This is a genomic window from Lentzea roselyniae (assembly GCF_039537795.1).
Lineage (GTDB): Bacteria > Actinomycetota > Actinomycetes > Mycobacteriales > Pseudonocardiaceae > Lentzea > Lentzea atacamensis.
In genome coordinates this window covers 375,610-396,863 of sequence record NZ_BAABBE010000001.1, presented here as the reverse complement: position 1 = coordinate 396,863, position 21,254 = coordinate 375,610, and the positions used below count along the sequence as shown (strand labels likewise).

The following is a 21,254-nucleotide window of genomic DNA, read 5'->3' as shown; positions in this document are numbered from 1 at the left end:
GTTTTCCACCCTTGCACGTGAGGGTGAACTCAAGTCAACGTGACCAATCGGACGGAGCAATGCGAGGATCGCGTGCATGACCGTGCGAACCCGTGCTGACCTGGCGTCCCTGCCGTCCTACGTGCCCGGCAGGACCATCCCCGGCGCCATCAAGCTCGCGAGCAACGAGGTGTCCGCCGGACCGCTCCCCAGCGTCGTCAAAGCGATCGCCGAGGCGGCCACCGCCATCAACCGGTACCCGGACACCGGCTGCACCGAGCTCACGGGCAGGCTCGCCGACAAGCTCGGCGTTCCTGCCGACCACCTGGCCATCGGCTGCGGCTCGGTGACCCTGTGCCAGCAGCTCGTCCAGGCGACCTGCACCGAGAACGACGAGGTGCTGTTCGCGTGGCGGTCGTTCGAGGCCTACCCGATCGTCACGCACGTGGCGGGAGCGAAGCAGGTCCGGGTGCCGTTGACCGAAGGTCACGTGCACGACCTCGACGCGATGGCCGCGGCGATCACGCCGAACACGCGCATGGTGTTCGTCTGCAACCCGAACAACCCGACCGGTACGGCGTTGCGCACCGAGGACATCGAGGCGTTCATCGCGAAGGTGCCGAACGACGTTCTCGTGGTGCTCGACGAGGCCTACAAGGAGTTCGTCGACGACGCGCACGTCCCGGACGGCGTCGAGCTCGCGAAACAGCAGTGGGCAGCCGGTCGCGACAACGTGGCGGTGCTGCGGACGTTCTCCAAGGCGTACGGCCTCGCGGGCCTGCGGATCGGTTACGCGGTCGCCCAGCCGCAGGTCGCCGAGGCGCTGCGCAAGGTCTACGTGCCGTTCTCGGTGAACGCCCTCGCGCAGGTCGCCGCGATGGCCTCGCTGGACGCGGAGGACGAGCTGATGGTCCGCTGCCGCGCGATCGTCGCGGAGCGCACGCGGGTTCGCGGCGAGCTGCTGGCGATGGGCTACGAGGTGCCGGAGACGCAGGCGAACTTCGTGTGGCTGCCGCTGGGCGAGCGCACGGCCGCGTTCAACGAGCACTGCCTGGCGCACAAGGTCGTCGTGCGCGCGTTCGTGGGCGAGGGCACCCGCGTGACGATCGGCGAGCCGGAGGAGAACGACGCCTTCCTGGCCGCAGCCCGCGCGTTCACTTCATGAGCAGCTGAACGATCGCCGCGACTCCCACCACCACGATGACGCCGCGCAGCACGGCGGGTGGGAGTTTGCGGCCGATCTTGGCCCCGATCTGGCCGCCGACCACCGACCCGGCGGCCAGCAGCGCCACCGCGAGCCACGCCACGTCGGCGATGAAGATGAACATGACGCCGGCGACCAGGTTCACGAACGCGGTCAGCAGGTTCTTCACCGCGTTCAGCCGCTGCAGGTGCTCGGCGACGAGCACTCCCATGAGCCCCATGACCAGCACGCCCTGGGCGGCCCCGAAGTAGCCGCCGTAGATGCCCGCGGCGAACACCCCGATCCACAGCAGCACGCCGCCGTCGTTGTGGCTTCTGCGGTGAGCGAGCTTGCGGTTGAGCCACGGCTGGATCACCACGAGAACCAGCGCGATCACGATCAGCACCGGCACGATCGCGGTGAACGCCTTGTCCGGCAGTGTCACCAGCAGGATGGCGCCGACGATCCCGCCCAGGATCGACGCGGGCAGCAGCCGCGCGATCCGGCTCTTCTGCCCCTTGAGCTCCTCGCGGTACCCCCACGCGCCGGACAACGAGCCGGGCACCAGACCCAGGCTGTTGGAGACGTTCGCGACCACGGGTGGATAGCCGACGGCGAGAAGCACCGGGAAGGTCACGAGCGTGCCGCTGCCGACGACGGTGTTGATACCGCCTGCGAACACACCCGCGATCACCACCGCGATTGCTTCCCAGACCGTCATGTCACCCCCAGGTACCCAACGGTTAGCGACGCTAACACTCCACTCGGGACGGCGAAGTGTGGCGCTCACGACAACAGGGCCGACACTCAGCGTGAGTGCCGGCCCTGCAGATCTTCAGTTAGGCCGTGCGACGGCGTCCGATGATGCTGGCGCCGAACCCGAAGGCCACGAGCAACGCGCCGATGACACCGAGGCCGAGCACGCTGGCACCGGTCTTGGCGAGCGCGTCACCCGAACCACCGGCACCACCGGCGCCGGCCGGACCGGCCGGACCAGCCGGGGCCGGCGGGGTGACGGTGACCTGGTCCTCCGGCAGCGGGTAGCCGGGGTCCTCGACCTCGGGACCGGGCACGAGGTGGAAGAGCTGCACCCAGCTCTCACCGCCGGCCCGCACGAGGAACCACGGGTTCATCCGGCGGATCTCGACCTTCCACGGGCCGGGGACGACCACGTCGTACTTGCCGACCGGCAGCTGCGTGACCCCGAACTTGCCGTCCGCGTCCGTGACCGTGCGCGCGACAACCTTCTTCGTACCGGAGTCGACCACGACGACGGTCGTCTTGTCCTTCGGGACCTCACCGTTCGGGCCGTCCGTCAGCAGCATGCCGACGGCGTCGGCGCGCAGGCCGGGCACCCGGAACTCGTCGCCCGCGTGGGCGGCACCGGGGTCCGACAAGTCGGGAGCGAAGGAGCAGTGAAGGGTCGCGTAACCGATGGACGCCGACTCCTTCGGCTGGTCACCCTTGACCCGGAAGGCGCGCTTCTCGCCGTTCGGGACCGACACACCGCCACCGTCCCAGGCCAGACCGCCCCAGCCGGAACCGTCGTTGTAGATCTCGCCCGGCTCGCCGGGACCGCTGCAGAGCGCGTTCACCGCGGGCAGGTCCGCACCGGTGCGGTTCTCCAGCGTGATGTCGGCCTCGAACCTCTCGCCCGCCGCGTACTCCTCCTTCGTGAAGTTCAACGTCGCGAAGAAGTTGTCGGACAGCGGACGCTCCGCACCGAGCTCGAACACGGTCTCGGCGTCGGCGCTCACGGTCATCTGGTCGCGGGAAGGCCGCACCCAGCCGTCGGGGTACTCGGCGTACACCTGGAACAGGCCGACGGGCAGGTCGGTGAACACCGCGCGCCCGGATGCGTCGGTCGTGGCCTCCACCGACTTGTACGGCCGGTTCCCGCCGTTGACGAACACCCGTGCGTTCGAGAACGTCCGCTCGTCCGCGTCCTTGCGCTTGTTCTTGTTGGCGTCGGCGTACAGCACGACTGCCGCGTCACCGCTCTTGTACGTGACCGAGGCCGTCGCCGACGCGGAGTTGTTGGCGGGACCGTGGTCGATCGGGGTGAAGAGCCTGAGCGCCAGCGACACCTTGTCGTCGTTGCCCATGAAGTACGGCGCGGTGCCGACCACCGTGATCTCACGGCTCTCACCCGGCCACAGGAACACCTTCTTGGTGGTGTCGGCGAGTTCGCCCAACTGCGACCGGTCGAACTCCAGCAGTCGCATGTTCGGGTTCTGGTAGTCGTTCTCCAGGCGTACCTCGGCCTCGCGACCGGTGCCGACGTTCTTCACCGTGACGTTGACCCGCATCGGCTCGGCGATGTCGTAGGTGTCCTTGTCGAACTTCATGGTGATCGCCATGTCGGGACGGTGACCGGCGTCGGGAACCACGACGTCGCTCGGCACGACGGTGAGATCGCGGGTCGTCGTGGTGTCGGCGACGACGTCGATGACGAACTCGTTGCCGTCCTGCGGCTTCCACGTGCCGGCGACCTGGAGGACGGTCTTGCCCGGCGTCAGGCCGTAGATCCTCAGGTTGCCGTTGCCGTCGGCGTTGATGACGTCCTTGAGCGGGCGGCGCGTCACGGGGTCGAGCACGTTGACGCGCGCGTTGGGGATCGGCGCACCGGTCTCGGCGTTCACGACCCGGCCGGAGTAGTCACCGTGCAGGCCGTGCACCTTCGCGGACACGTTGCCCACCCACGTGTAGGTGCCGATGTTGCGGCCGACGTTGCCGAACCAGCAGTTGGCGTAGATCCACGGGTTGTTGATCTTCGGCATGTTCGTGGTGACGAACACCTTGGTCTCACCACCCGCCGGCACGGTGACGCCTTCGCCGTCCGGGTGCAGCTGCGAGAAGTTGTCGCTGTTGAGGAACTCCGGGCCGGAGAGGCCGCCACCGCAGACCGCGACCACGCGGTGGAGCGGCTGGGTGCCGGAGTTCTTCAGCGTGATGTTCAGCCCGACCTCGTCCGTGACGTGGTACGACGCCTTGTCGAACGCCATGGTCGCAGACAACGAGTTGCGGACCGGGGCGACCACGGGCAGCGCGAGCTTCGTTTCCTTGTTGTGCTCCACCACGAAGTCGGTGAAACCGGGCTGCACCGCGTACCTGTAGTTGTCGACGTTCACCACGGTGTGCTTGCCCGCGACGACGCTCCACATGTTGAACTTGCCGTTGGCGTCGGTGTAACTCCAGTTCGAGCTGTCCGGTGAGCCGCCCTTGGTGCCGAACGTGACATTCGGCAGGCCCTCGCCCTGGTCGAAGGCGCCGTTGCCGTTCGTGTCGGTGTAGAGCACACCGGTGACGGTGCCCTTGAGCTGGCGGATCGTCAGGTGAGTGCTCGTGCCGTTGTCGCCCGGCGTCGGGTCGCCGACGCCGTCCACGGTCGCGCGGAACTGGAAATGCACCGAGTCCGAGGTTGACGACGTCGGCCGCAGGGCCACGCGGAAGGACTTCTCCTGACCCGGCGCGAGCGACGGGCGGCTGCTCAGGTCAGCGGCGCCGGCGGCCAGCCAGGCCTGGCTGGACTCGTAGCCGAGCCTGATGTCCGTCGCCGGCGCCTCACCCTTGTTCTTGACAGTGAGGGTGAGTCCGATGTCCTCGGCGGGCAGGAACTCCGGCTTGTCAGGCGTGACCGTCACGGAGAGATCCGGACGCGGCTCGCCGGTGAGAGCGGCGGGCGGCGTTTCCTTCTTCTCCTCCTCCGGCTTCGTGTCCGGAATGGACGGAGTCGAGGTGGACGGAGTCGTGGACGGCACCGGCGTGCTCGGTTCCGCGGGTGCGGACGGTTCGCTCGGTGGCGTGGGCTCGCTCGAGGACGGCGGCGTGGACTCGGTCGGTGACGGCGGCGCCGGGTCCGTTGTGGACGGAGGCGTGCTCGGCTCGCTCGTAGGCGTCGGCGCCGGTTCGACGCTCGACGTCGGCGTCTCCGGCTCCTGCGCGAGCGCACCGGTGGTGGCTCCGCCGAACGCCAGGACGACAGCGGTGGTCAGGGCCCCGGCTCTCAGCAGGGCGCGGCTGATCGATCTCTCTGACAATGAATCCCCCTGGTTCCGAGGATGGTGTGGCCGGCACTCGTGACGAGCACCGGCCACGTGCGAATTCAGTTGTTATGCAGTCCTGCGACTGCCGAACACGCTGGCGCCCAAGCCGAACGCCACGAGCAGCGCGCCGAGCACGCCCAGTCCCAGGACGCTGGCACCGGTCTTGGCCAGCGCCTCGTCGCCACCACCCGCGGAAGCCTTGACGGGAGGAGTGTTCGTGCCGGGTTCCTGGTCCTCCGGCAACAGATGGCCGGGGTCCTCTGTCACGGGACCCGGCACCCGGAAGAGCAACTGCACCTGCGGCTCCTCGCGCGCCTTGACGAGGAAGAACTTGTTGCTGATCCGGCGGTAGTCGACCCGCCATGGACCCTCGAGGACCACCTGCGCGAGCGCGCCGGTGGTGGCACCACCGAACTCCGGCAGCGCGGCGGTGGTCAAAGCCCCAATTCTGAGCAGGGCACGGCTGACCGTTCTTTCGGACAAAAAATCCCCCATGACCGAAGTCGGTGTGGCTCGCAGACGTCGAAGCCCCCGCACGTGTCTGCAGAACGCGGTCAAGCTACCTCAGCTTCGCCGCAGGTGGAAGCCCTTTCCGGCCTCAAACGTTCCACTGTGGAGGGAGCTTGTGAGGTTGGACTCAAGGTGTAACGCACTCGGCGCTACTTGAGTGCGGACTTGCGGCGCATCGCCGCGCCGGCGTGGGCCGTCAATCTGAGCAGGCCAGTTCTCGCGGATCTCTCGGACATCTGGTTCCCATGAGTAGTGCGGATGGATCAAGAAGTCCTGCGGCGGCCGGCTACGCGAGCGCCGAGGCCGAAGGCGACGAGCAGCACGGCGAGCACACCGAGCCCGAGCACGCTGGCACCGGTCTTGGCGAGCGCACTGCCCGTGCCACCACCGGCGCTGTCGTCGGTGTCGCCGGTGTCCACGGGATCGCCGGTGCCGGGGTCGCCACCCGGCTCGGGTCCGGGCGGCGGGCCGGGCACGACCGGGAAGCCGGAGCTCGCGACGACGTCGCCGAAGACCTGCACGTGGCCGCCCCACTCACCCTCGAACTTCCACGGCCCGTCGACCCACGCCCACCAGTTGCCCGGCGGAACCTGCTCGAAGCGCACCGTGCCCTGGTCGTCCGACACCGTCTCGGCGACGGCGAAGCCGTTCTCCTTGTCGGTGAGCAGCAGGATCCGGGTGTTGGGGATGGCCTCGCCCGCGTCGACCACGTAGTTGCCGTTGCGGTCGTGGTACAGCGGTCCCGTCAGACCGCCAGACCCACCGGGCACGCTGGCCCAGTCGAAGCCGTACGGGCCGTCGGTGTTGTAGCCGGGGTTCGGCGCGAAGTCGCAGGCGATGACCACCCTGCGCTTGTTGCGCGCCGCCGTGGGCACCTTCTCGGTGACGACGAACGTCCGGGTCTCTCGGGGGCCGACCGTCACGCCCTTGCCCCAGTAGCCCAGATCGCCCCAGCCGGTCATCGGGTCCTCGTCGCTGCCACCGAGGTGGTTGCCGTCGCCGATCCTGTTGCACGCGGCCTGGATGCCGCTGATCTCGCGGTCGCCGGTGTTCGTCAGCGTGATGGTGATCTTCGCGAGGTCGCCGACCGCATAGGTGGCCTTGTCGAGCACCACGGTCGCCTTCAACGTCTCGCGGTACGGCCGCTCCGCGCGTGCGGTGAGCTGGACCGAGGCTCCCGGCTCCACCCAGCTCTGCGGGCCATCGCCCTCGATGTGCACGAGCCACCCGTCGGCCAGCGTGTACCCGACCCAGTACGAGCCGGACGGAACGCCCTTGAACGAGAAGCGGCCGAAGACGTCCGTGGTGGTCTTGAAGTAGCCGTGCGGCGCACCGCCGTTGGCCTCGACGACGACGTCTGCGGCAGCCTCGCCGTGATCCTGCTGGCCGTTGCGGTTCCGGTCGGTGTAGACGACGCCGGTGATGTCGCCCCTGGTCTGCACCACCTCGACCAGGCCCTCGAACCCGCTGTTGTGCGGGTTCGGCCGGCCCAGGTAGCTGATCCACCGCCAGAAGCGCAGCTGGCCGCCGTAGATGTCGCGGATCTTGCCCGTGACCTCGAACGTGCGGGACTCGCCGGCGGGGATCCGGATGCCCGCACCGCCGTAGCCGAACTCGCCCCACTGCGACTCGGGGATGTCCAGTTCCCTGATCGGCGTCTCCAGGCGGGCGCGCTCAGCGGTCTGGCCACCGATGTTCGTGACGGTCAGCCACATGCGCACCGTCTCGTGCGACTCGTAGCGCGTCTTCTCGAACTTCACCGCGCCGCGCAGGTCCGCTGGCCTCGCGTACTTCAGGATCCGGTAGCCGGACCCCTGCTCGCCGGTGATGCGCACGAGATCCTGACCGGCATCGCGGAACGCCCACCCGCCGAGGACCACCGCCCGGTACTCGCCGGGCGCCAGCCCGGTGAACTCGATCTTGCCGTCCTGTCCGCTGCGCCCCTCGGCGACCTGCACGCCGGTCTGCTGGTGCAGCAGCACGACCTCCGCACCGTGGATGGCCTCGGCCGGGTCGACGCGGTTGTCGGCGTTCCAGTCGTAGCCGAGCAGCATCGTGTAGCCGCCGACGCCACCGGTCACCGCTGCCTCGTCGTGCACGGACGGGCCGTCGGGGTTCCAGTTGACGAACGGTGCGAAGTCGCAGTCGAGCGTGACGGAACCCTGCTCACGGGCGCCCGCCGGGATCTCCTCGACGATGAAGATCGTGCGCTGGTCACCGGCTTCGATCCGGAGCCCGCTGCCCTTCAGCTGCTTCCAGCCCTCGGCGCGGCCGAGCGAGTTCGCGGACTCCTCGCGGTCGCAGGCCGCCTGGATGCCGTCGATCGGGTGGTCGGTGGTGTTGGTGAGCTGCAGCTTGATCGTCGCGTTCGCCGGGTGCTTGTAGCTCTCGCGGTCGAGCGACGCGGTCACCTTGAGCTGTTCCGAGAAGGGCCGCTCAGCCCGTGCGGACACCTCGGTCGTCTGGTTCGCGGCGACCGTGATCAGGTCGCCGGCGGCCGTGGTGTGGTGCACGACCCAGCCGTCGGCCAGCGTGTAGGTGGGGTGGTAGGTCCCGGGCGTGAGATCGCGGAACGCGAACTTGCCGTCGGTGGCGCTGATGGCCTTGTGCTCGGAGCTGTCGCTGCCGCCGAAGATCGTGACCGTGCCACCTGCGATCGCCTCACCGGGGTCCTGCCGCCCGTTGCGGTCCTTGTCGGCGTACAGCACGCCGCTCACGCTGCCGGTGGTCGCCAGCTGGATCGGCGGGGGCGCCGGTTCGTTGCTCGGCGGCGGGGGCGGGGGCGTCTGCGAGGTCGGCTGGGGCGTCGGGGTCTCGGCCGGCGGTGTGCTCGTGGCCGTCGGTTCGGTTTGCCCGAACGCAGCAACGGACGTTGAGCCGAACGCCATCGCGGCCGCGGTCGTCAAAGCGGCGAACCTGAGCAGAGCGCGGCCGACCGATCTCCCGGACAATGAATCCCCCAAGACCCCCGTGACAATGCAGTCCGCCGACGTCAACGCCCCCGCACGCGCCAGCTGGACGTGCGAAAAGTACCGCACGCACAGTGTCCGGGGAAGCGTCAAGAGGTCACGAAAAAACACGCAAGATTATTTTGGGACGAGGGCAACCTTCGGCCGGAGAAAAGCGTGAGCAGAGCGCGGACAGCTGTGCCCTCGGTGGCATGCTGGTCGTCGTGACGCCTTCGGACCTCGCGCACCTGCGCCGGGCGCGCGACCTGATGGACCGCGAGTACGCCAAGCCGCTGGACGTACCCGCCATGGCCCGCGCCGCCCTGATGTCACCCTCCCACTTCGCCCGCCAGTTCCGCGCCGCCTACGGCGAGACCCCGTACGGCTACCTCATGACCAGGCGAATCGAGCGCGCGAAGGCGTTGCTGCGCCTGGGCGACCTGTCGGTGACCGAGGTCTGCATGGCGGTCGGCTGCACGTCCCTCGGCTCGTTCTCGGCCCGTTTCACCGAACTCGTCGGCGAAACCCCCTCCGCCTACCGGGCACGCGTGCACGACTCGCTGGCCGCGGTACCGGGATGCCACCTGAAGGGCCTGACGCGACCGAGCAGGTTTCGAGAAGCGACGCGCCCCAGCTCTACCTAGGGTCTCGTGGCATGAAGCTTTCGCACACGTTCCTCTTCGTCCACGACCAGGACGCCGCCCTGAAGTTCTACCGCGACGTCATCGGCCTCGAAGTGCGCACCGACGAGTCCGTGGAGGACTACCGCTGGCTCACCGTGGGTCCGGCGGACCAGCCGGACATCGAGATCGGCCTGTCCCGCATCGGCCCGCCCATCCCGCCGACCGACTACGAGGCCCTGAACGCGTTGCTGGCCAAGGGATCCCTGCAGGGCATCATCTTCGAGATCGACGACGTGGACGCGAAGTTCGAACAGGTCCGCGCGGCCGGCGCCGAGGTGATGCAGGAGCCGATCGACCAGTTCTACGGCGTCCGCGACTGCGCGTTCCGCGACCCGTCGGGGAACATGATCCGCTTCTCCACGCCGCGTTCCGTCTCTTAAATCGCTTCTGCTGGTCGGCGCGGGTGTGCTTGAGTAGAGCCTTCTGACGCACTCACCCAGACGAGGTCGATGCCATGGGCACCCCCGGACACACCGGGTGCCTTCGCCGTACCCGGTGACACACACGTCCCTTTACGTGTTTTGTGCGCACCAGGAGCTTCTACCTTGACTTGGTACACCTCGTTCTTCACCGACCTCGCCAACACCTTCTGGCGCGGCGCGGTCCAGCCCTCCCAGACGGTCGCCGAGATCGACTTCGTCGTCGGGTTCGCCGACGGGACCCGCGTGCTGGACGCGCCGTGCGGAAGCGGCAGGCACAGCATCGAGCTGGCTCGCCGCGGTTACACCGTGACCGGTGTCGACATTTCCGCCGAGGCCATCGAACACGCCCGCGCGCAGGCCCCCGCATTGGACTGGCGGCTGGGAGACATTTCCTCGCTGGCGTCTCAGGGCGTTCGCGCAGATCTGGCTCTTTGCATGGGCAACAGTTTCGGCTATTTGGATCACTCGGGATCCTGCCGCTTTCTGGCGGATCTCGCGGCTGCCGCACCGGTCCTCGTGATCGATTATTCGTGTGCGGCGGAGTCGTTGCTGCCGTCGTTGCCGGGTTCGATCGAGCTGTCCGCGGGTGGCGTCGACATGGTCGCCGTCAACTCGTACGACGTCGCCTCGGGGCGGCTGCTGATCGACTTCACCTTCAGCGACGGGGTGCGGACGCAGCGGTCTACCGCCGTGCAACACGTCTACACGGCTGGTGAGCTGACGCGGATGCTGCGGGCGGCCGGGTTCGCGTCTGTCGAGCTGTTCGGCGACACCGATGGGGGTGCGTTCGAGGTCGGCAGCCACCGGTTGCTGGCCGTGGCGCGCCGCTGACAAACCAGGAAGGCCCCTGCCGGGGTCCGGGGCGGCGCCCCGGCTGGGGTCTGGGGGCTCGGTCCCCAGAAGACACCTGGAGCGAGGACGGTCGACGTTTTCCGTCGACACACCTCACCCACGAGCGGAAGCGGAGGGATTTGAACCCCCGGATGGTTTCCCATCTCCCGCTTTCAAGGCTGCATCTTGCTGTTCCGGTTCGTTCGGGCTAGTCCGCGGTTGTCGGTGTTGCCTGGTCAGGGGTGCTGTCCCGTCCCAACCCGTCCCGGACCGTTGCTACACCCGTCGCTACACGTCGTCCTGGGCGCGCCTGGTAGCTGTCCCGTCCCGCTGGTCCTCGGTGGGGCGGCTTTGGCATGTCCGCTGGCCGATGACGCGGAGCGTTGGCGGGCGTCGATCGCCGTGCCCGGCTCGGTCAGGTCTTGGATCGCGCGATCGTCCTGACGCCTGGGTGCTGGAGCTCCTGCGCGTCGCCGTCGGTGGCGCGTTGCCGTGGATGGACGCCGACCGCGCCGCACGGCCGACGGGCGGAGCGAAGCGGGAGCCCGGCGTGCCGGGATGGATGGGAAGCCGGTGCCAACGTGACAGGCCCCGTGCGCGCCGCCGACGGCGGCGCGCCTTGATCCCATAGAGCCAAGTTCGGCAGCCGGTCTTCTGAGCCGTGACGAGGGCTATGAAGGGATTGCCCAGCCTCAGTCGCTTGCACGCTTCTTGGCCACTCCGCCAGGCCCAGCCGGAGGCTTTGGAAGTTCAGCCGGAGAGCTGGTCGGCTGATTTGGGGAGACCCAGCCGCCACGCTCTTCGTGATCCACCATCCTGGCGGCGTCACGCGAGATCCAACCACCACCCTGCACGCGGCGATCAGTGCTTCCATCGACGCTGCCGATGTCGATAGCCCGCCGCACCGCGCGCGCGGCGTCAGGGCGTGGATCCCCAACCATCCGATGGTCGGCACGCCGGCCGCCCACATCCTCACCGGCCATGGTCGCTCTCCTTGTTCTGCTGCGGCTGCACGCCGGTTACTACCCCGCCTGTGCCCTTAGGCGGAGGTGGCAGACTACGCCCAGCCCGCTCTGCTGGTGTGTTAGCTGTGTTGCTCGTGTAGCCACCGTTGCGGGGCGGAACCCAACCTTGACGCCTGCGCTGTGCCATGGTGAACCAGCTCCTCGGTCGCTCGTCGTCTCAATTCTCACCCTGAACGGCCTGGGTGTCACCTGTCTCGGCCGGACTACCCGAATCCAACAATGCTGCCTCACTCGGAGATTTGAACAACTGAATCGCAAGAATTTCCGCACAGTTGATCCACATCCCCGCAGTGTCGGTTACCTCGTCGCCGAACTCACCGTTCGCGTCAAGACTGAAAGCTCGATCAAGAAATATTTCTCGACTCTCAGGGTATGCGCTTACAAACTTTCTAGCGCCCGCGTATCCACCAAGCCAAGTCCCGTCTTTGGTTAGAATCCTGACATACCCGGACACATCCGGACCGATGTAATCCCAAGCCGTTGGGATTGGACTGTATACCCGGAACACCGACCATCGAAAGCAAGCCTGCCATCCGACCGCCCATGCCTTAATTCCCGCGACACATCGCCACCATCCCGGAGCAAGGTAGGGCGCTTCGCGAGAATGGATGAACCAAATTTGCCCGAGCGCCGCAAGAAACGCCGGAAAGGCAAAGATAAGCCCAAATGCAAGCATCGCCGATCGCTCAACGTGCAGAAGCATGTTAACCGGCTCACGGATACGCCACACCAATCTGTCCGCAAGCAGAATAAAGTACAGAATGCTGAGTATTGCAGACATTCCGAGAGACCTCAGAACTCTCGCGATCGCTTCCCGATCTTCAGGAGTTGGCCCTCGCAGTCGAGATCGCACTGCCTGAAATACGAATCCAGGAAGGATGAAGAGCGCCAGTACAACGAGCTGCTGAAAACCGGTGGGAAGCATCGAAGCTCCAAGAATTTGCCCTACAGCGAGTGGACGACACCCAACGGCCAACCGTGCGTCGTGTAGCAGGTAATCGATTCTAGGCGGTCGTACTGTTACATCAACTCAAGCCCCCGTCCGGGTGAACCGTGCCTGAGAGCCAAGCTAGCCCCGCTACCAGCAACACCTCCTACCCTGCGCTCATAGCTAGTGATCACGTCATCGACTCCTCCGGCGTGTCTTGAGGCGGACCACATCAGCGTCAGGGTGGCGACTAGATCGACTATGGAGGTAACAATACGAATACACACTGTTACGCCGTTTGGGTAACGCTCGATGGTTCGCATAGGACGACATGTTGATCGGAGGTACCTTGCGGCCATGGTGACCAGCGGCGAAGCATTGCATGAGAAGGGCCGTGATGGTGCTCGCCGCGCAAAGCGCTGGCTAGAGGCCACAACGCGGGTGAAGATGGCCTGGCTTAACACGGACCCAATCATCGGTGATCGCTGTGAGTTTCAGTGGCCACACGGGCGGCAGTTCTCTTTTGACATCGTCGGATTCCTGTCTGGCGGCCCGGTCGAGGGTCAGTCCTTCCTTGCAGAGGTGAAGAACTACTCCACTCCCGGAAATCAACCTGTAGAGTATCCTGAGTACCTGGCGAAGTGTTATGTAACATACGCTCAGCAACCTAAGTACTCAGACAACTTCATGTGGATCACCTGGCATCCGTTCAAGCAGACGGAATGGACTTCCCTCTGCTCCGCGGAGATGGTAAGGCGTTGCGTGATCGGGGAACACAAACGTGTTTTCGGCGTTGGTTCGCCAGAAGAAGCCGAGTCGCTTGTCGACATGGATATCGTCAACGCCGTTGCAGAGCGACTGTGGGTGATTGTACTTTCTGACAAGCAAGAGAAACTAGTCATTTCTCTCGATCATCTCGCCGTGATCCGTGCATACGAAGTTCGAGAAGGTGAGGCGTCGTGAGAGTACCATCTTTTACTGATGCCTTGTTCGACGCTCTACGGTCCCAGGACCAGCTGGATGGGATTTCGCGGATAAAGCAGGTTGTCATCAATGAGCTTCGCGCCACCGATGAGCGGGTATCCATCCAGAAGACTGACTACTTCAACCACTCGTTCGTGCCGGACATGGTACTCAACTGGCCCGGCGAGAAAGAATCAAGGCATCTCTTTCTTCGCCCTGAGACCACACTGGCAGACTTGCAGGATGATATCGCTCTCTCTTCCGAGACGCGGCCAATATTCTTTAGCCTGACGGGCATGGCTGGCAAGCCTAAAGGGCTCCTGGCACAGCTTGATCAAACTTCACACGGGGCCGACTCTCTAGTTACAGACTCCCAGGGTATCCAGGAACTGATTTCGCAGCGTCAAGAGCATCCGGTAGTGCGCCTTGCTTCAAGTGCCGTGCTACAGGGAGCCCGCGGACTGTTGGATGACGATAAGTCCGCTGCTGTAGCTGCTGCGCTTACGTCAGGCCTGGACGCCGCTGCCCATGTGCAACGCGAGCGGACGGAAGCCGCAACGCGAACGATCGCGTCGACATTCGACTCAACTCGATCGACTCGCCTAAACAGGCTGCTCCAGGCTGTCTGGATCGGCTCAGGTGGCAGTGCGAGCACGTTCCCTGGCCGCTACGAGCTCGCGGCCGGCCTGGATGAGGATGCACTCTCGTACCTGCTTCAACTTGAGCATGTTGAAGACTTTGAGTTTTGGAAAAGGATTGGCCGGAGACTCACCCTGGCAACCCTCTCGAAGATTCGCATAGAGCACCCGTCGGCCAACTTTCAGGCGTTAGTGACTGCCAACCTAGACGTTCTGAATTCCAAAGCGTGTCGCGTATCCCGCACGCTTCCCTACCTCACTGCTGACTCGCGTCAAGATCCTGGATATGCAACATGGGAGCTTGATAGAGGCATGCTGGTGTATAGGAGCGACCGGCACTCTGTTCACGTGGCACAGAGGAAGGACGAACTCGAACGCATATCAGGCGCAGGGTCGGCCACGCGATTTGATCAGCTCCTTCAAAGACTTGATGGGCAAGACATTGCGGTCACGGAACTCAGCTTGGGCGCAGGAGGTCGAACGGTTGCTTACTCATCCGATCGTCCCATCAATGTCATAAATGACCAGCCGCTAGCCACGGTCGCATCTGCACTTGGTGCTTCTGTCGAGGTTCGCCAGTTGGTGGCAGCGATGCGTGGACATAGTCCGGTCACCTGTGATTTTCCCACCTCGATCGTCAGTGGCAAAACCACGGCGACATACCCTGTCATGGACCTAATAGAGCTTGCGATGACCCTATTCGCAGACATGTCCAATGAGGAGCTGCTTGCGATCGAAGAGCTGACTCCAGAAATTGAAGATCTGGGTCCGCCCACACTCTTCTAACACCGCTGCGCGATCAATTTCATTTCCGTAATGATGGTATCAGGCTCGGCGGCCGCGAATTCCTCTAGTTTAGACGGTTTGTTGGCGTAGCCGATGATACGCACACCTGCGGAGCGGGCAGCCTGAATGTCGGTCAACGAGTCGCCAATAAGCACCGAATTCGAAGCTGCAGTACCGAGCGCGTCGTTTGCTTGATTCAGCAGGAAGGGGTTCGGTTTCAGGAGGCCGGGATCAGCTTCTCTTCGAGCAGACACGTTGTCGACGCAATGGGTCAGATCATGGGCATGAAAGTAGGACAGGACTGCTGCGGCGCTGTTATTACTTACGATTGCAAGCTTTCGGCCGCTGGCGTGCCACTCACGAATAAGATCATGCGTATCGGCGGTCGGCTCAGCGGTCGCTACTGCCTCAACTTCATGCGCCCGCAATGCGGCCTCGACGTATCGCGCCTCGACGTCGCCGATGGTGGCTGCAAAGCTGAAAACGTCGAACGGGTCTGCGCTCTTCTCAACTTCGGGAGGGAGATCCCCATGCCCGCCATCCGCCAGCACTTCGCGAAGTTGATCAGCCACAACCGGTGCAGGAAGGCCGGCGAAGACTGAACAGACCGGGCCATCGAAGTCCAGAAGAAGCGCGCTTGCGTTCGCCAGAATGCGATGGACGGCTGTTGGATCGTCTACAGGCACACTGCTGTCTGTCATCGCTGATACTCCGTCGACACGGTCGTCCACATGGAGTCGAACCACATGCGTGCTTGCTCGACGTACTGACTTCCAGTGCTGGTGTCGTCATCAGTGACGCTGTGGTGGAAGAGAATGGCTTCCTTGCCCACGAGGTCATAGATGGGCTTTGGTTCGCCGTCGAAGCGGATCACGTGCTCGCGGACTGGGTAGAAGCCGAAGAAGGCTTCCTCGTTGTTGAGCAGGTAGAGCTTGAACAGCGGTGCGGCGCGATGAACCTTGATCTCGACGGAGACGTCCTTGACGAGGCCGAGATCTCCGAGTTCCTGGACGTTGTCCACGATCGCGAGAGTGTGGCGACGCATGATCTCGTCCATGCGGTTGCGGAAGCCTGGGCTGTCCTGCAAGTCCTCGACCTGGCACGGGATCGCCCACGGCTGAGACGTGTCTGGGACGAGCATCCGGATGTTGATCGAGGCAGGCGTCAGCCGGCCGATTCGGATCTTGTCCAGCGGCTCCTGCATGACGCCTTGCAGGGTCTCGCCGGAGAAGCCAGCAAAGTCGATCGTGACGTGCTCCGCCTCGAACGCGCGCTCGATGTGTGGGCGGAGGCCAACCGGGCGCTCCGTGCGCTCGCGGACGAAGACGCCGCTGCCCTGTCGGGAGACGATCAGGCCTTCGTCGCGCAGCTCGCGCAGCGCGTTCTGCACCGTCATAGGCGCGACTTCGTACTTCTTCGCCAGCTCTGCGCGCGAGGGCAGCTTGTCGCCTGCCTTAAAGACCTTGGTCAGAATGGCAGCTCGCAGAGCGTTCGCGACCTGCACGTATGGCGGTCGCGGGTCGTCCGGATCCAGTGCCATGACTGCCTCTCGGTCTGTGGGAAGCGCCAGGTTCCTAGCGCTGCTCATGCATGCACGTACATAACGCACGTGCATGCATGACCCAAGGATAGGGCGGCTTGTCTAGCCCGCCTAGTGAGCTAGCTCAACCGAGGGAAACCAACCTGCTTGACTTGGCTAGACAACCTAGCTAGCTTGTAACTTGGCTAGGCCGTACAGACGGCCTAGAAGAGCTAGGGAGGTTGTCATGGCGGTTCCGTACGGGACGCGCTTCGACGCGGTGTTTGACCAGGTCTTTCCGATGGGCGCACTGATGGTCGGTGAGGTCGCTCCGGACATGGAGTACATGAGCCAGGAGGACAAGGCCCGCGGTAAGCAGGCCAAGCAGAAGATCGACGAACGCTCGGGCAAGCGGCAGTGGAAAGTCGTAGTCACCGATCCGTCGGCGGAGAAGGAGCGCGACGCCTCGGTCACGGTGACCGTGCTCGCGGACGTCCAGCCCGTTCCGCCGCACGCGGTGCAGGTCATGCCCGGTGTCGAGGTTCGACCGGTTGCGTTCGAGGGACTGACGGTCGAGCCGCGCGTCATGGGCGACCGGTTCAAGTACCAGGGCTTCACGATCCGGGCCACGGGCATCGCCTCGCCGCAGGTCGGCACCCCGCCGAAGCGTGAGGGCAAGCCTGCGGGTCAGCAGGGCCAGGGCGAGCAGAAGACGGCGGCCTGACGGTGGCGCGGCCGTCGCGTGAGGCGGTCGCCCGCTGGAACACCGCGTACGCGGAGCAGACGGCGGCGCTGTTCGCCGCTTCCAGCATCGGGGATGCACGTGCAGTGCTCCGTCTCGCTCTCGGTTATTCGGCAGTGGCGCAGGCGTGGCGGATCTTGGCCGCTGACCTGGCGGTGCCCTTGTGGGCTCGGCACGCCTGCTCCATTGCGGCTGAGGAGTTCGAACGTCGGGCGCGGGTCGAGGAGTCACGCGCGGCCCTGGCTGATCAGGACGAGGAATGAGCATGGCGAAGTCGGAGCAGTGGGTGCCTGCGCAGGAGGCCCGCACGCTGATGGAGGCGCACGACGTCGTAGGCAAGCTGATGCCTGCGCCGAACTCCGCGCCCAAGGTGATGCGGGACTTCTACGTCCGGTCCGCGGCTGTGTACGCGCGGATCGCTGAGGTGGATCGGGCCCACCACCACGAAGCCCTCTACTGGGCAACCCGTGAGCGGGAGAAGGCCGAAGCGATCGACAAGGAACTCAGCAGCAAGAAGGCCTAGCTAGTCCTTTTTAGACGGAACGCGTGACGCTGCGGGGTCACGTGGCGATGCCGCACGTCTTCTTGCGGCGTAAGGGAAACGTAGGCGCAGAAGCGGAAACCGGCTACCAACCATGCCGCTCCTGCGCTTGTCCACCCAACGTGGGAGTGAACAACGATGAGCGTAGAGCCTGGGCGCATCTGTGCGCCAGATGTGGCTACGAAACGGCGAATCTGGGACCAGATGATCGCCAGCAAACAGACGGTCTCCGCCTACACCGTGCACATGCTCGACGGTGACGTCGTCGGGATGCGGCTGACTCAGGCACAGGCCGAGGGTTACGAGTGCCTGACCTGCAAGACGGAGTGTGGCCAAGGACTTGAGGCGTTCCGGCCGGTGGGCAACATCCCCAACGTCAGCAGGGTCTTCTGCTGCGTCGCCTGCCTGGACGGTGTGCGATGAGCGGGACGAAGTGGGTTGATCCGGCTCCGTTCGAGGGTGCTCGGCCGCGCTTTCCCTGGTGGATATGGCTTCCTCGGTGGGCCAAGGTCGTTGCGCTGCCGTTCGTACTGGCGGGGCTCGTGGTGTGGCTCGGCGTCCGCCTGGTCCTCCTCGGGCTGCGGTACCCGGTCGGGGCCGGCGTGGTCGTCGTCGGGCTTCTGGCCTACCGGAACTTCGGGCTTTCGCCGCTGGTGTTGGCGCTGCTCGCGCTCGTTGCCGGGCTGCTGGTCTGGTACGGCCTGCATCGGCGCTCCTTCCTGCGGCACTGCTGGTACCGCCTTGTCACTGAGTGGCGGCGGGCCACGGTTTACGTGCCGAAGTGGCGCACGGTCGTACGGCTGGCAGATCTGGCCAAGGAGCATCGGGGCAAGGAGTACCGGCCTGCTCTCCGGCGCGTTCGGGCTGAGGGCTGGCGGGACAAGGTCCGGGTGCGGATGATCCCGGCGCAGTCTCCGGAGCAGTGGGAAGCGCGTCGGGACAACCTGGCGCACTCGTTCAACGCCCGGTCGTGCCGAGTGAGGGTGTTGAAGCCTCGGCTGCTCGAACTCGACTTCATCCACGCTGACCCGCTCGCTCGGCCGGTGGGTGTCCCGCGGCTCGACGACTCCGCGGACGTCGACCTCAAGAAGCTAGTCGTAGGGGTTACGGAGACCGGTCGGCCGTGGCGGTTGAAGCTGCTCGGTTCGCAGGTCCTCGTGGTCGGCGTTCCCGGCGCGGGTAAGGGCTCGGTGCTGTGGTCGATCGTCTGGCAGCTTGCCCCGGCGATTCGTGCCGGCCTGGTTCGCCTCGTCGGCATCGATCCCAAGGGCGGGATGGAACTCGGGCAGTGCCCGGACGCCTTCGACAAGGTCGTTTACGACAACGGGCCAGACGCGGTCGAGCTGCTGGAAGAGATCGCGGCTGAGGTCAAGGCTCGGGCCTCGCGGTACCGGGGCGTTCGTCGGCTGTGGACGCGGTCCGCTGGTGAGCCGTTCACGGTCCTGGTGGTCGACGAGCTGGCGGACCTGATCGCCTACCAACAAGACAAACAGCTGAGGGAACGTGCGGCACGTGCGGTGCAGACGATCAGCTCGCAGGGACGCGCTCCGGGTGTCGCCACGGTGGCGCTGGTGCAGGACCCGCGCAAGGAGATCGTGAGCTTCCGTCACCTATTCACGACCCGCGTTGCCTTGCGACTGGACGAGCCGATTCAGGTGGACATGGTCCTGGGCGACGGCGTTCGGCAACGCGGCGCGGCTGCTCACGAGATCAGCGAGAACACGCCCGGTGTCGCCTGGCTCAAGGAAGAAGGGCAGCGCGAACCGGAGCGGGCTCGGGCCTTCCATGTCACCGATGCGGATCTCGTTGAGCTCGGCCTGTTCCTGGCCCCGGCGACCGTTCACGACTTCCCGGCAAGCGCTGAGCGGAGGGCGGCATGAGCACGAACGTCACTACCTTCCCCGCCGATGTTGCAGGCCAGACGCGTGCGGAGCGGATGAGGCAACCGGCCGCGCTCGATGTCACCAAGGCTGCTGCTGAGCAGCACGGGGTATGTGTCCGGCCGTTCACGATGGAAGTGGAAGACCACGAGTCCTACGAGGTTCGGTACGTCGCGGTGCCGTGTGGCTCGACCGTTGAGAGCGTCTGCAAGCCCTGTGCGAAGAAGGCCAAGGCTTTGCGGATGGCTCAATGCCGCGAGGGATGGCACATGGACATTGAGCCTGACTTCACCCCGGAACCGCCCACAAAGGACCAGACGGAGCTGCTGGAGTACCGCGCTGACCTCTTCAAGGCCTTCAAGGAGGAGGGCAATTCAGCTGAGGCTGACGAGCTGCGAGAGGAGATCTACAGCGTCGACGAAGAACTTCGGCAACTCGGCGTCCGTGGTCGCCTGCCCTCGCCGGACGACCCTGGCAAGCGGCCAGTGAAGCGCTCGACGAAGCGTCGGCAGGATGCGCCGGACCTTCCTCGGCGGCGGGTTGAGAAGCGGACTGTTGGTCGGGAGTTCGCGGGAGCCTTCCGGCCTTCGATGTTCGTCACGCTGACTCTCGACACCTACGGCAAGGTGCGTGACGACGGCACGCCCATTGATCCAGACAGCTACGACTACCGCCGTGCGGCGCGGGATGCCGTGCACTTCGCGAGCCTGGTTGACCGGTGGTGGCAGAACCTGCGGCGGGTCGTCGGCTGGGACGTGCAGTACTTCGCGACGGTCGAGCCCCAGAAGCGCGCTGCGCCGCACCTGCACGCGGCACTCCGCGGTTCCATCCCCCACGAGGTCATCCGGCTGGTCACGGCTGCCACTTACCACCAAGTGTGGTGGCCGAAGCACGACGAACGCGTCTACGTGAACCGGCTGCCGGTCTGGGACAGCAACGCCAAGACGTTCATCGATCCGGACACCGGAAGGGCCTTGGTTACCTGGGAGGACGCGGAGGTCGAGGAACCGGCGCACGTCGTGCGGTTCGGGGGTCAGGTGCACTCGAAGGGCATCCTTGGCGGCACTGAGGAGGCTGGGCGGCACATCGGCTACCTGACGAAGTACCTCACGAAGTCCATCGGTGAAGTGGTCGAGCAGGACACCGAACGACAACGCCGGCATGCGGACCGCCTGGCCGACGAGTTGGCCGTCACGCCGTGCTCGGAGCGGTGCGCGAACTGGCTGCTGTACGGCATCCAGCCTCGCGGGGCCAACTCCCGGATGACGGCCGGACGGTGCAAGGGGCGGGCTCACCGACGGGCCACGCTCGGACTGCCTGGGCGGCGGGTTCTGGTGTCCCGCAAGTGGTCTGGGAAGACGCTCGCGGACCACAAGGCCGACCGGAAGCGGTTCGTGCTCCAGGCGCTCAAGGCCGTGGGGATCGAGAAGCCGGAGAAGGACCCTGCCCGGCTCGTCTGGCACAAGGTGCGGCCCGGTGATCCGAACGTGCCGCCACGAGCCCACCTGCTCATGCACGCCATTGCTCAGCGCGTGACTTGGAAGGCCGAGTACGACCGTGCGTTGCTCGCGGCCGGACCGCCCGATCTTTCGGCAACTCCGCAAGCGGCCTGATCAACCAAGGGGGAAGA

At 65.4% G+C, this 21,254-nt stretch carries 19 protein-coding genes; 12 read left to right on the top strand and 7 right to left on the bottom strand.

Annotated features, from left to right (window positions below; all coding sequences use genetic code 11):
* Positions 1-76 precede the first annotated feature (76 nt).
* Positions 77-1,144, top strand: a complete 1,068-nt coding sequence (gene hisC, locus ABFX45_RS01985; protein ID WP_109630630.1) for a histidinol-phosphate transaminase — start codon at positions 77-79, stop codon at positions 1,142-1,144.
* On the opposite strand, the gene ABFX45_RS01980 is transcribed toward hisC, so the two are convergent.
* The 4 genes from ABFX45_RS01980 to ABFX45_RS01965 form a co-directional block, all read right to left on the bottom strand.
* A complete protein-coding gene (locus ABFX45_RS01980; protein ID WP_112232497.1) occupies positions 1,134-1,883 on the bottom strand; it encodes a sulfite exporter TauE/SafE family protein in 750 nt (249 codons plus the stop codon). The two genes, hisC and ABFX45_RS01980, sit on opposite strands and share 11 nt — an antisense overlap.
* Before the next feature lie 118 nt (positions 1,884-2,001).
* Positions 2,002-5,202: a hypothetical protein gene (locus ABFX45_RS01975; protein ID WP_346127095.1), complete on the bottom strand. Its 3,201-nt coding sequence runs from the start codon at positions 5,200-5,202 to the stop codon at positions 2,002-2,004.
* Positions 5,203-5,274: 72 nt separating this feature from the next.
* Positions 5,275-5,646 carry a hypothetical protein gene (locus ABFX45_RS01970; protein ID WP_346127093.1) on the bottom strand — a complete coding sequence of 124 codons (372 nt, stop codon included), beginning with the start codon at positions 5,644-5,646 and terminating at the stop codon, positions 5,275-5,277.
* A gap of 335 nt (positions 5,647-5,981) precedes the next feature.
* On the bottom strand, positions 5,982-8,669 hold the full coding sequence (locus ABFX45_RS01965) for an SdrD B-like domain-containing protein (protein WP_346127091.1): 2,688 nt from the start codon (positions 8,667-8,669) through the stop codon (positions 5,982-5,984).
* Between the two features lie 209 nt (positions 8,670-8,878).
* Between ABFX45_RS01965 and ABFX45_RS01960 the strand changes: the two genes are divergently transcribed.
* From ABFX45_RS01960 to ABFX45_RS01950, 3 genes are all read left to right on the top strand, one after another.
* Entirely contained in the window at positions 8,879-9,310 is a 432-nt protein-coding gene (locus tag ABFX45_RS01960) for a helix-turn-helix transcriptional regulator (protein WP_211337126.1), read from the top strand.
* Positions 9,311-9,321: 11 nt separating this feature from the next.
* Positions 9,322-9,729: a VOC family protein gene (locus ABFX45_RS01955; RefSeq protein WP_109630615.1), complete on the top strand. Its 408-nt coding sequence runs from the start codon at positions 9,322-9,324 to the stop codon at positions 9,727-9,729.
* 165 nt (positions 9,730-9,894) lie between these two features.
* On the top strand, positions 9,895-10,602 hold the full coding sequence (locus ABFX45_RS01950) for a class I SAM-dependent methyltransferase (protein ID WP_346127088.1): 708 nt from the start codon (positions 9,895-9,897) through the stop codon (positions 10,600-10,602).
* A 1,182-nt stretch (positions 10,603-11,784) separates the two neighbouring features.
* Here ABFX45_RS01950 and ABFX45_RS01945 read toward each other — a convergent pair.
* Entirely contained in the window at positions 11,785-12,552 is a 768-nt protein-coding gene (locus ABFX45_RS01945; protein WP_346127086.1) for a DUF6338 family protein, read from the bottom strand.
* Positions 12,553-12,912: 360 nt separating this feature from the next.
* Between ABFX45_RS01945 and ABFX45_RS01940 the strand changes: the two genes are divergently transcribed.
* On the top strand, positions 12,913-13,518 hold the full coding sequence (locus tag ABFX45_RS01940) for a hypothetical protein (protein WP_346127084.1): 606 nt from the start codon (positions 12,913-12,915) through the stop codon (positions 13,516-13,518).
* Positions 13,515-14,942 carry a hypothetical protein gene (locus ABFX45_RS01935; protein ID WP_346127082.1) on the top strand — a complete coding sequence of 476 codons (1,428 nt, stop codon included), beginning with the start codon at positions 13,515-13,517 and terminating at the stop codon, positions 14,940-14,942. Before ABFX45_RS01940 ends, ABFX45_RS01935 begins: the two co-directional genes overlap by 4 nt.
* Here the strand turns inward: ABFX45_RS01935 and ABFX45_RS01930 are convergent.
* Positions 14,939-15,643 carry an HAD family hydrolase gene (locus ABFX45_RS01930; RefSeq protein ID WP_346127080.1) on the bottom strand — a complete coding sequence of 235 codons (705 nt, stop codon included), beginning with the start codon at positions 15,641-15,643 and terminating at the stop codon, positions 14,939-14,941. The two genes, ABFX45_RS01935 and ABFX45_RS01930, sit on opposite strands and share 4 nt — an antisense overlap.
* Entirely contained in the window at positions 15,640-16,482 is an 843-nt protein-coding gene (locus tag ABFX45_RS01925; protein ID WP_346127077.1) for a GntR family transcriptional regulator, read from the bottom strand. The genes ABFX45_RS01930 and ABFX45_RS01925 overlap by 4 nt, the downstream gene beginning before the upstream one ends.
* Positions 16,483-16,708: 226 nt before the next feature.
* Here ABFX45_RS01925 and ABFX45_RS01920 point away from each other — a divergent pair, with 226 nt between their 5' ends.
* From ABFX45_RS01920 to ABFX45_RS01895, 6 genes are all read left to right on the top strand, one after another.
* Complete coding sequence (locus ABFX45_RS01920) at positions 16,709-17,185, top strand: hypothetical protein (protein ID WP_346127075.1); 477 nt, start codon at positions 16,709-16,711, stop codon at positions 17,183-17,185.
* Positions 17,186-17,187: 2 nt separating this feature from the next.
* Positions 17,188-17,466, top strand: coding sequence for a hypothetical protein (locus ABFX45_RS01915; protein ID WP_346127073.1), 279 nt, complete (start codon positions 17,188-17,190; stop codon positions 17,464-17,466).
* A gap of 2 nt (positions 17,467-17,468) precedes the next feature.
* On the top strand, positions 17,469-17,726 hold the full coding sequence (locus ABFX45_RS01910) for an AMED_5909 family protein (protein ID WP_346127071.1): 258 nt from the start codon (positions 17,469-17,471) through the stop codon (positions 17,724-17,726).
* A 222-nt stretch (positions 17,727-17,948) separates the two neighbouring features.
* Positions 17,949-18,167: a hypothetical protein gene (locus ABFX45_RS01905; RefSeq protein WP_346127069.1), complete on the top strand. Its 219-nt coding sequence runs from the start codon at positions 17,949-17,951 to the stop codon at positions 18,165-18,167.
* Positions 18,164-19,624: an FtsK/SpoIIIE domain-containing protein gene (locus tag ABFX45_RS01900; protein ID WP_346127067.1), complete on the top strand. Its 1,461-nt coding sequence runs from the start codon at positions 18,164-18,166 to the stop codon at positions 19,622-19,624. The genes ABFX45_RS01905 and ABFX45_RS01900 overlap by 4 nt, the downstream gene beginning before the upstream one ends.
* The gene (locus tag ABFX45_RS01895) at positions 19,621-21,237 is read left to right on the top strand and encodes a replication initiator (RefSeq protein WP_346127065.1); all 1,617 of its coding nucleotides are present in this window, start codon (positions 19,621-19,623) and stop codon (positions 21,235-21,237) included. The genes ABFX45_RS01900 and ABFX45_RS01895 overlap by 4 nt, the downstream gene beginning before the upstream one ends.
* The last annotated feature ends 17 nt before the right edge of the window (positions 21,238-21,254 follow it).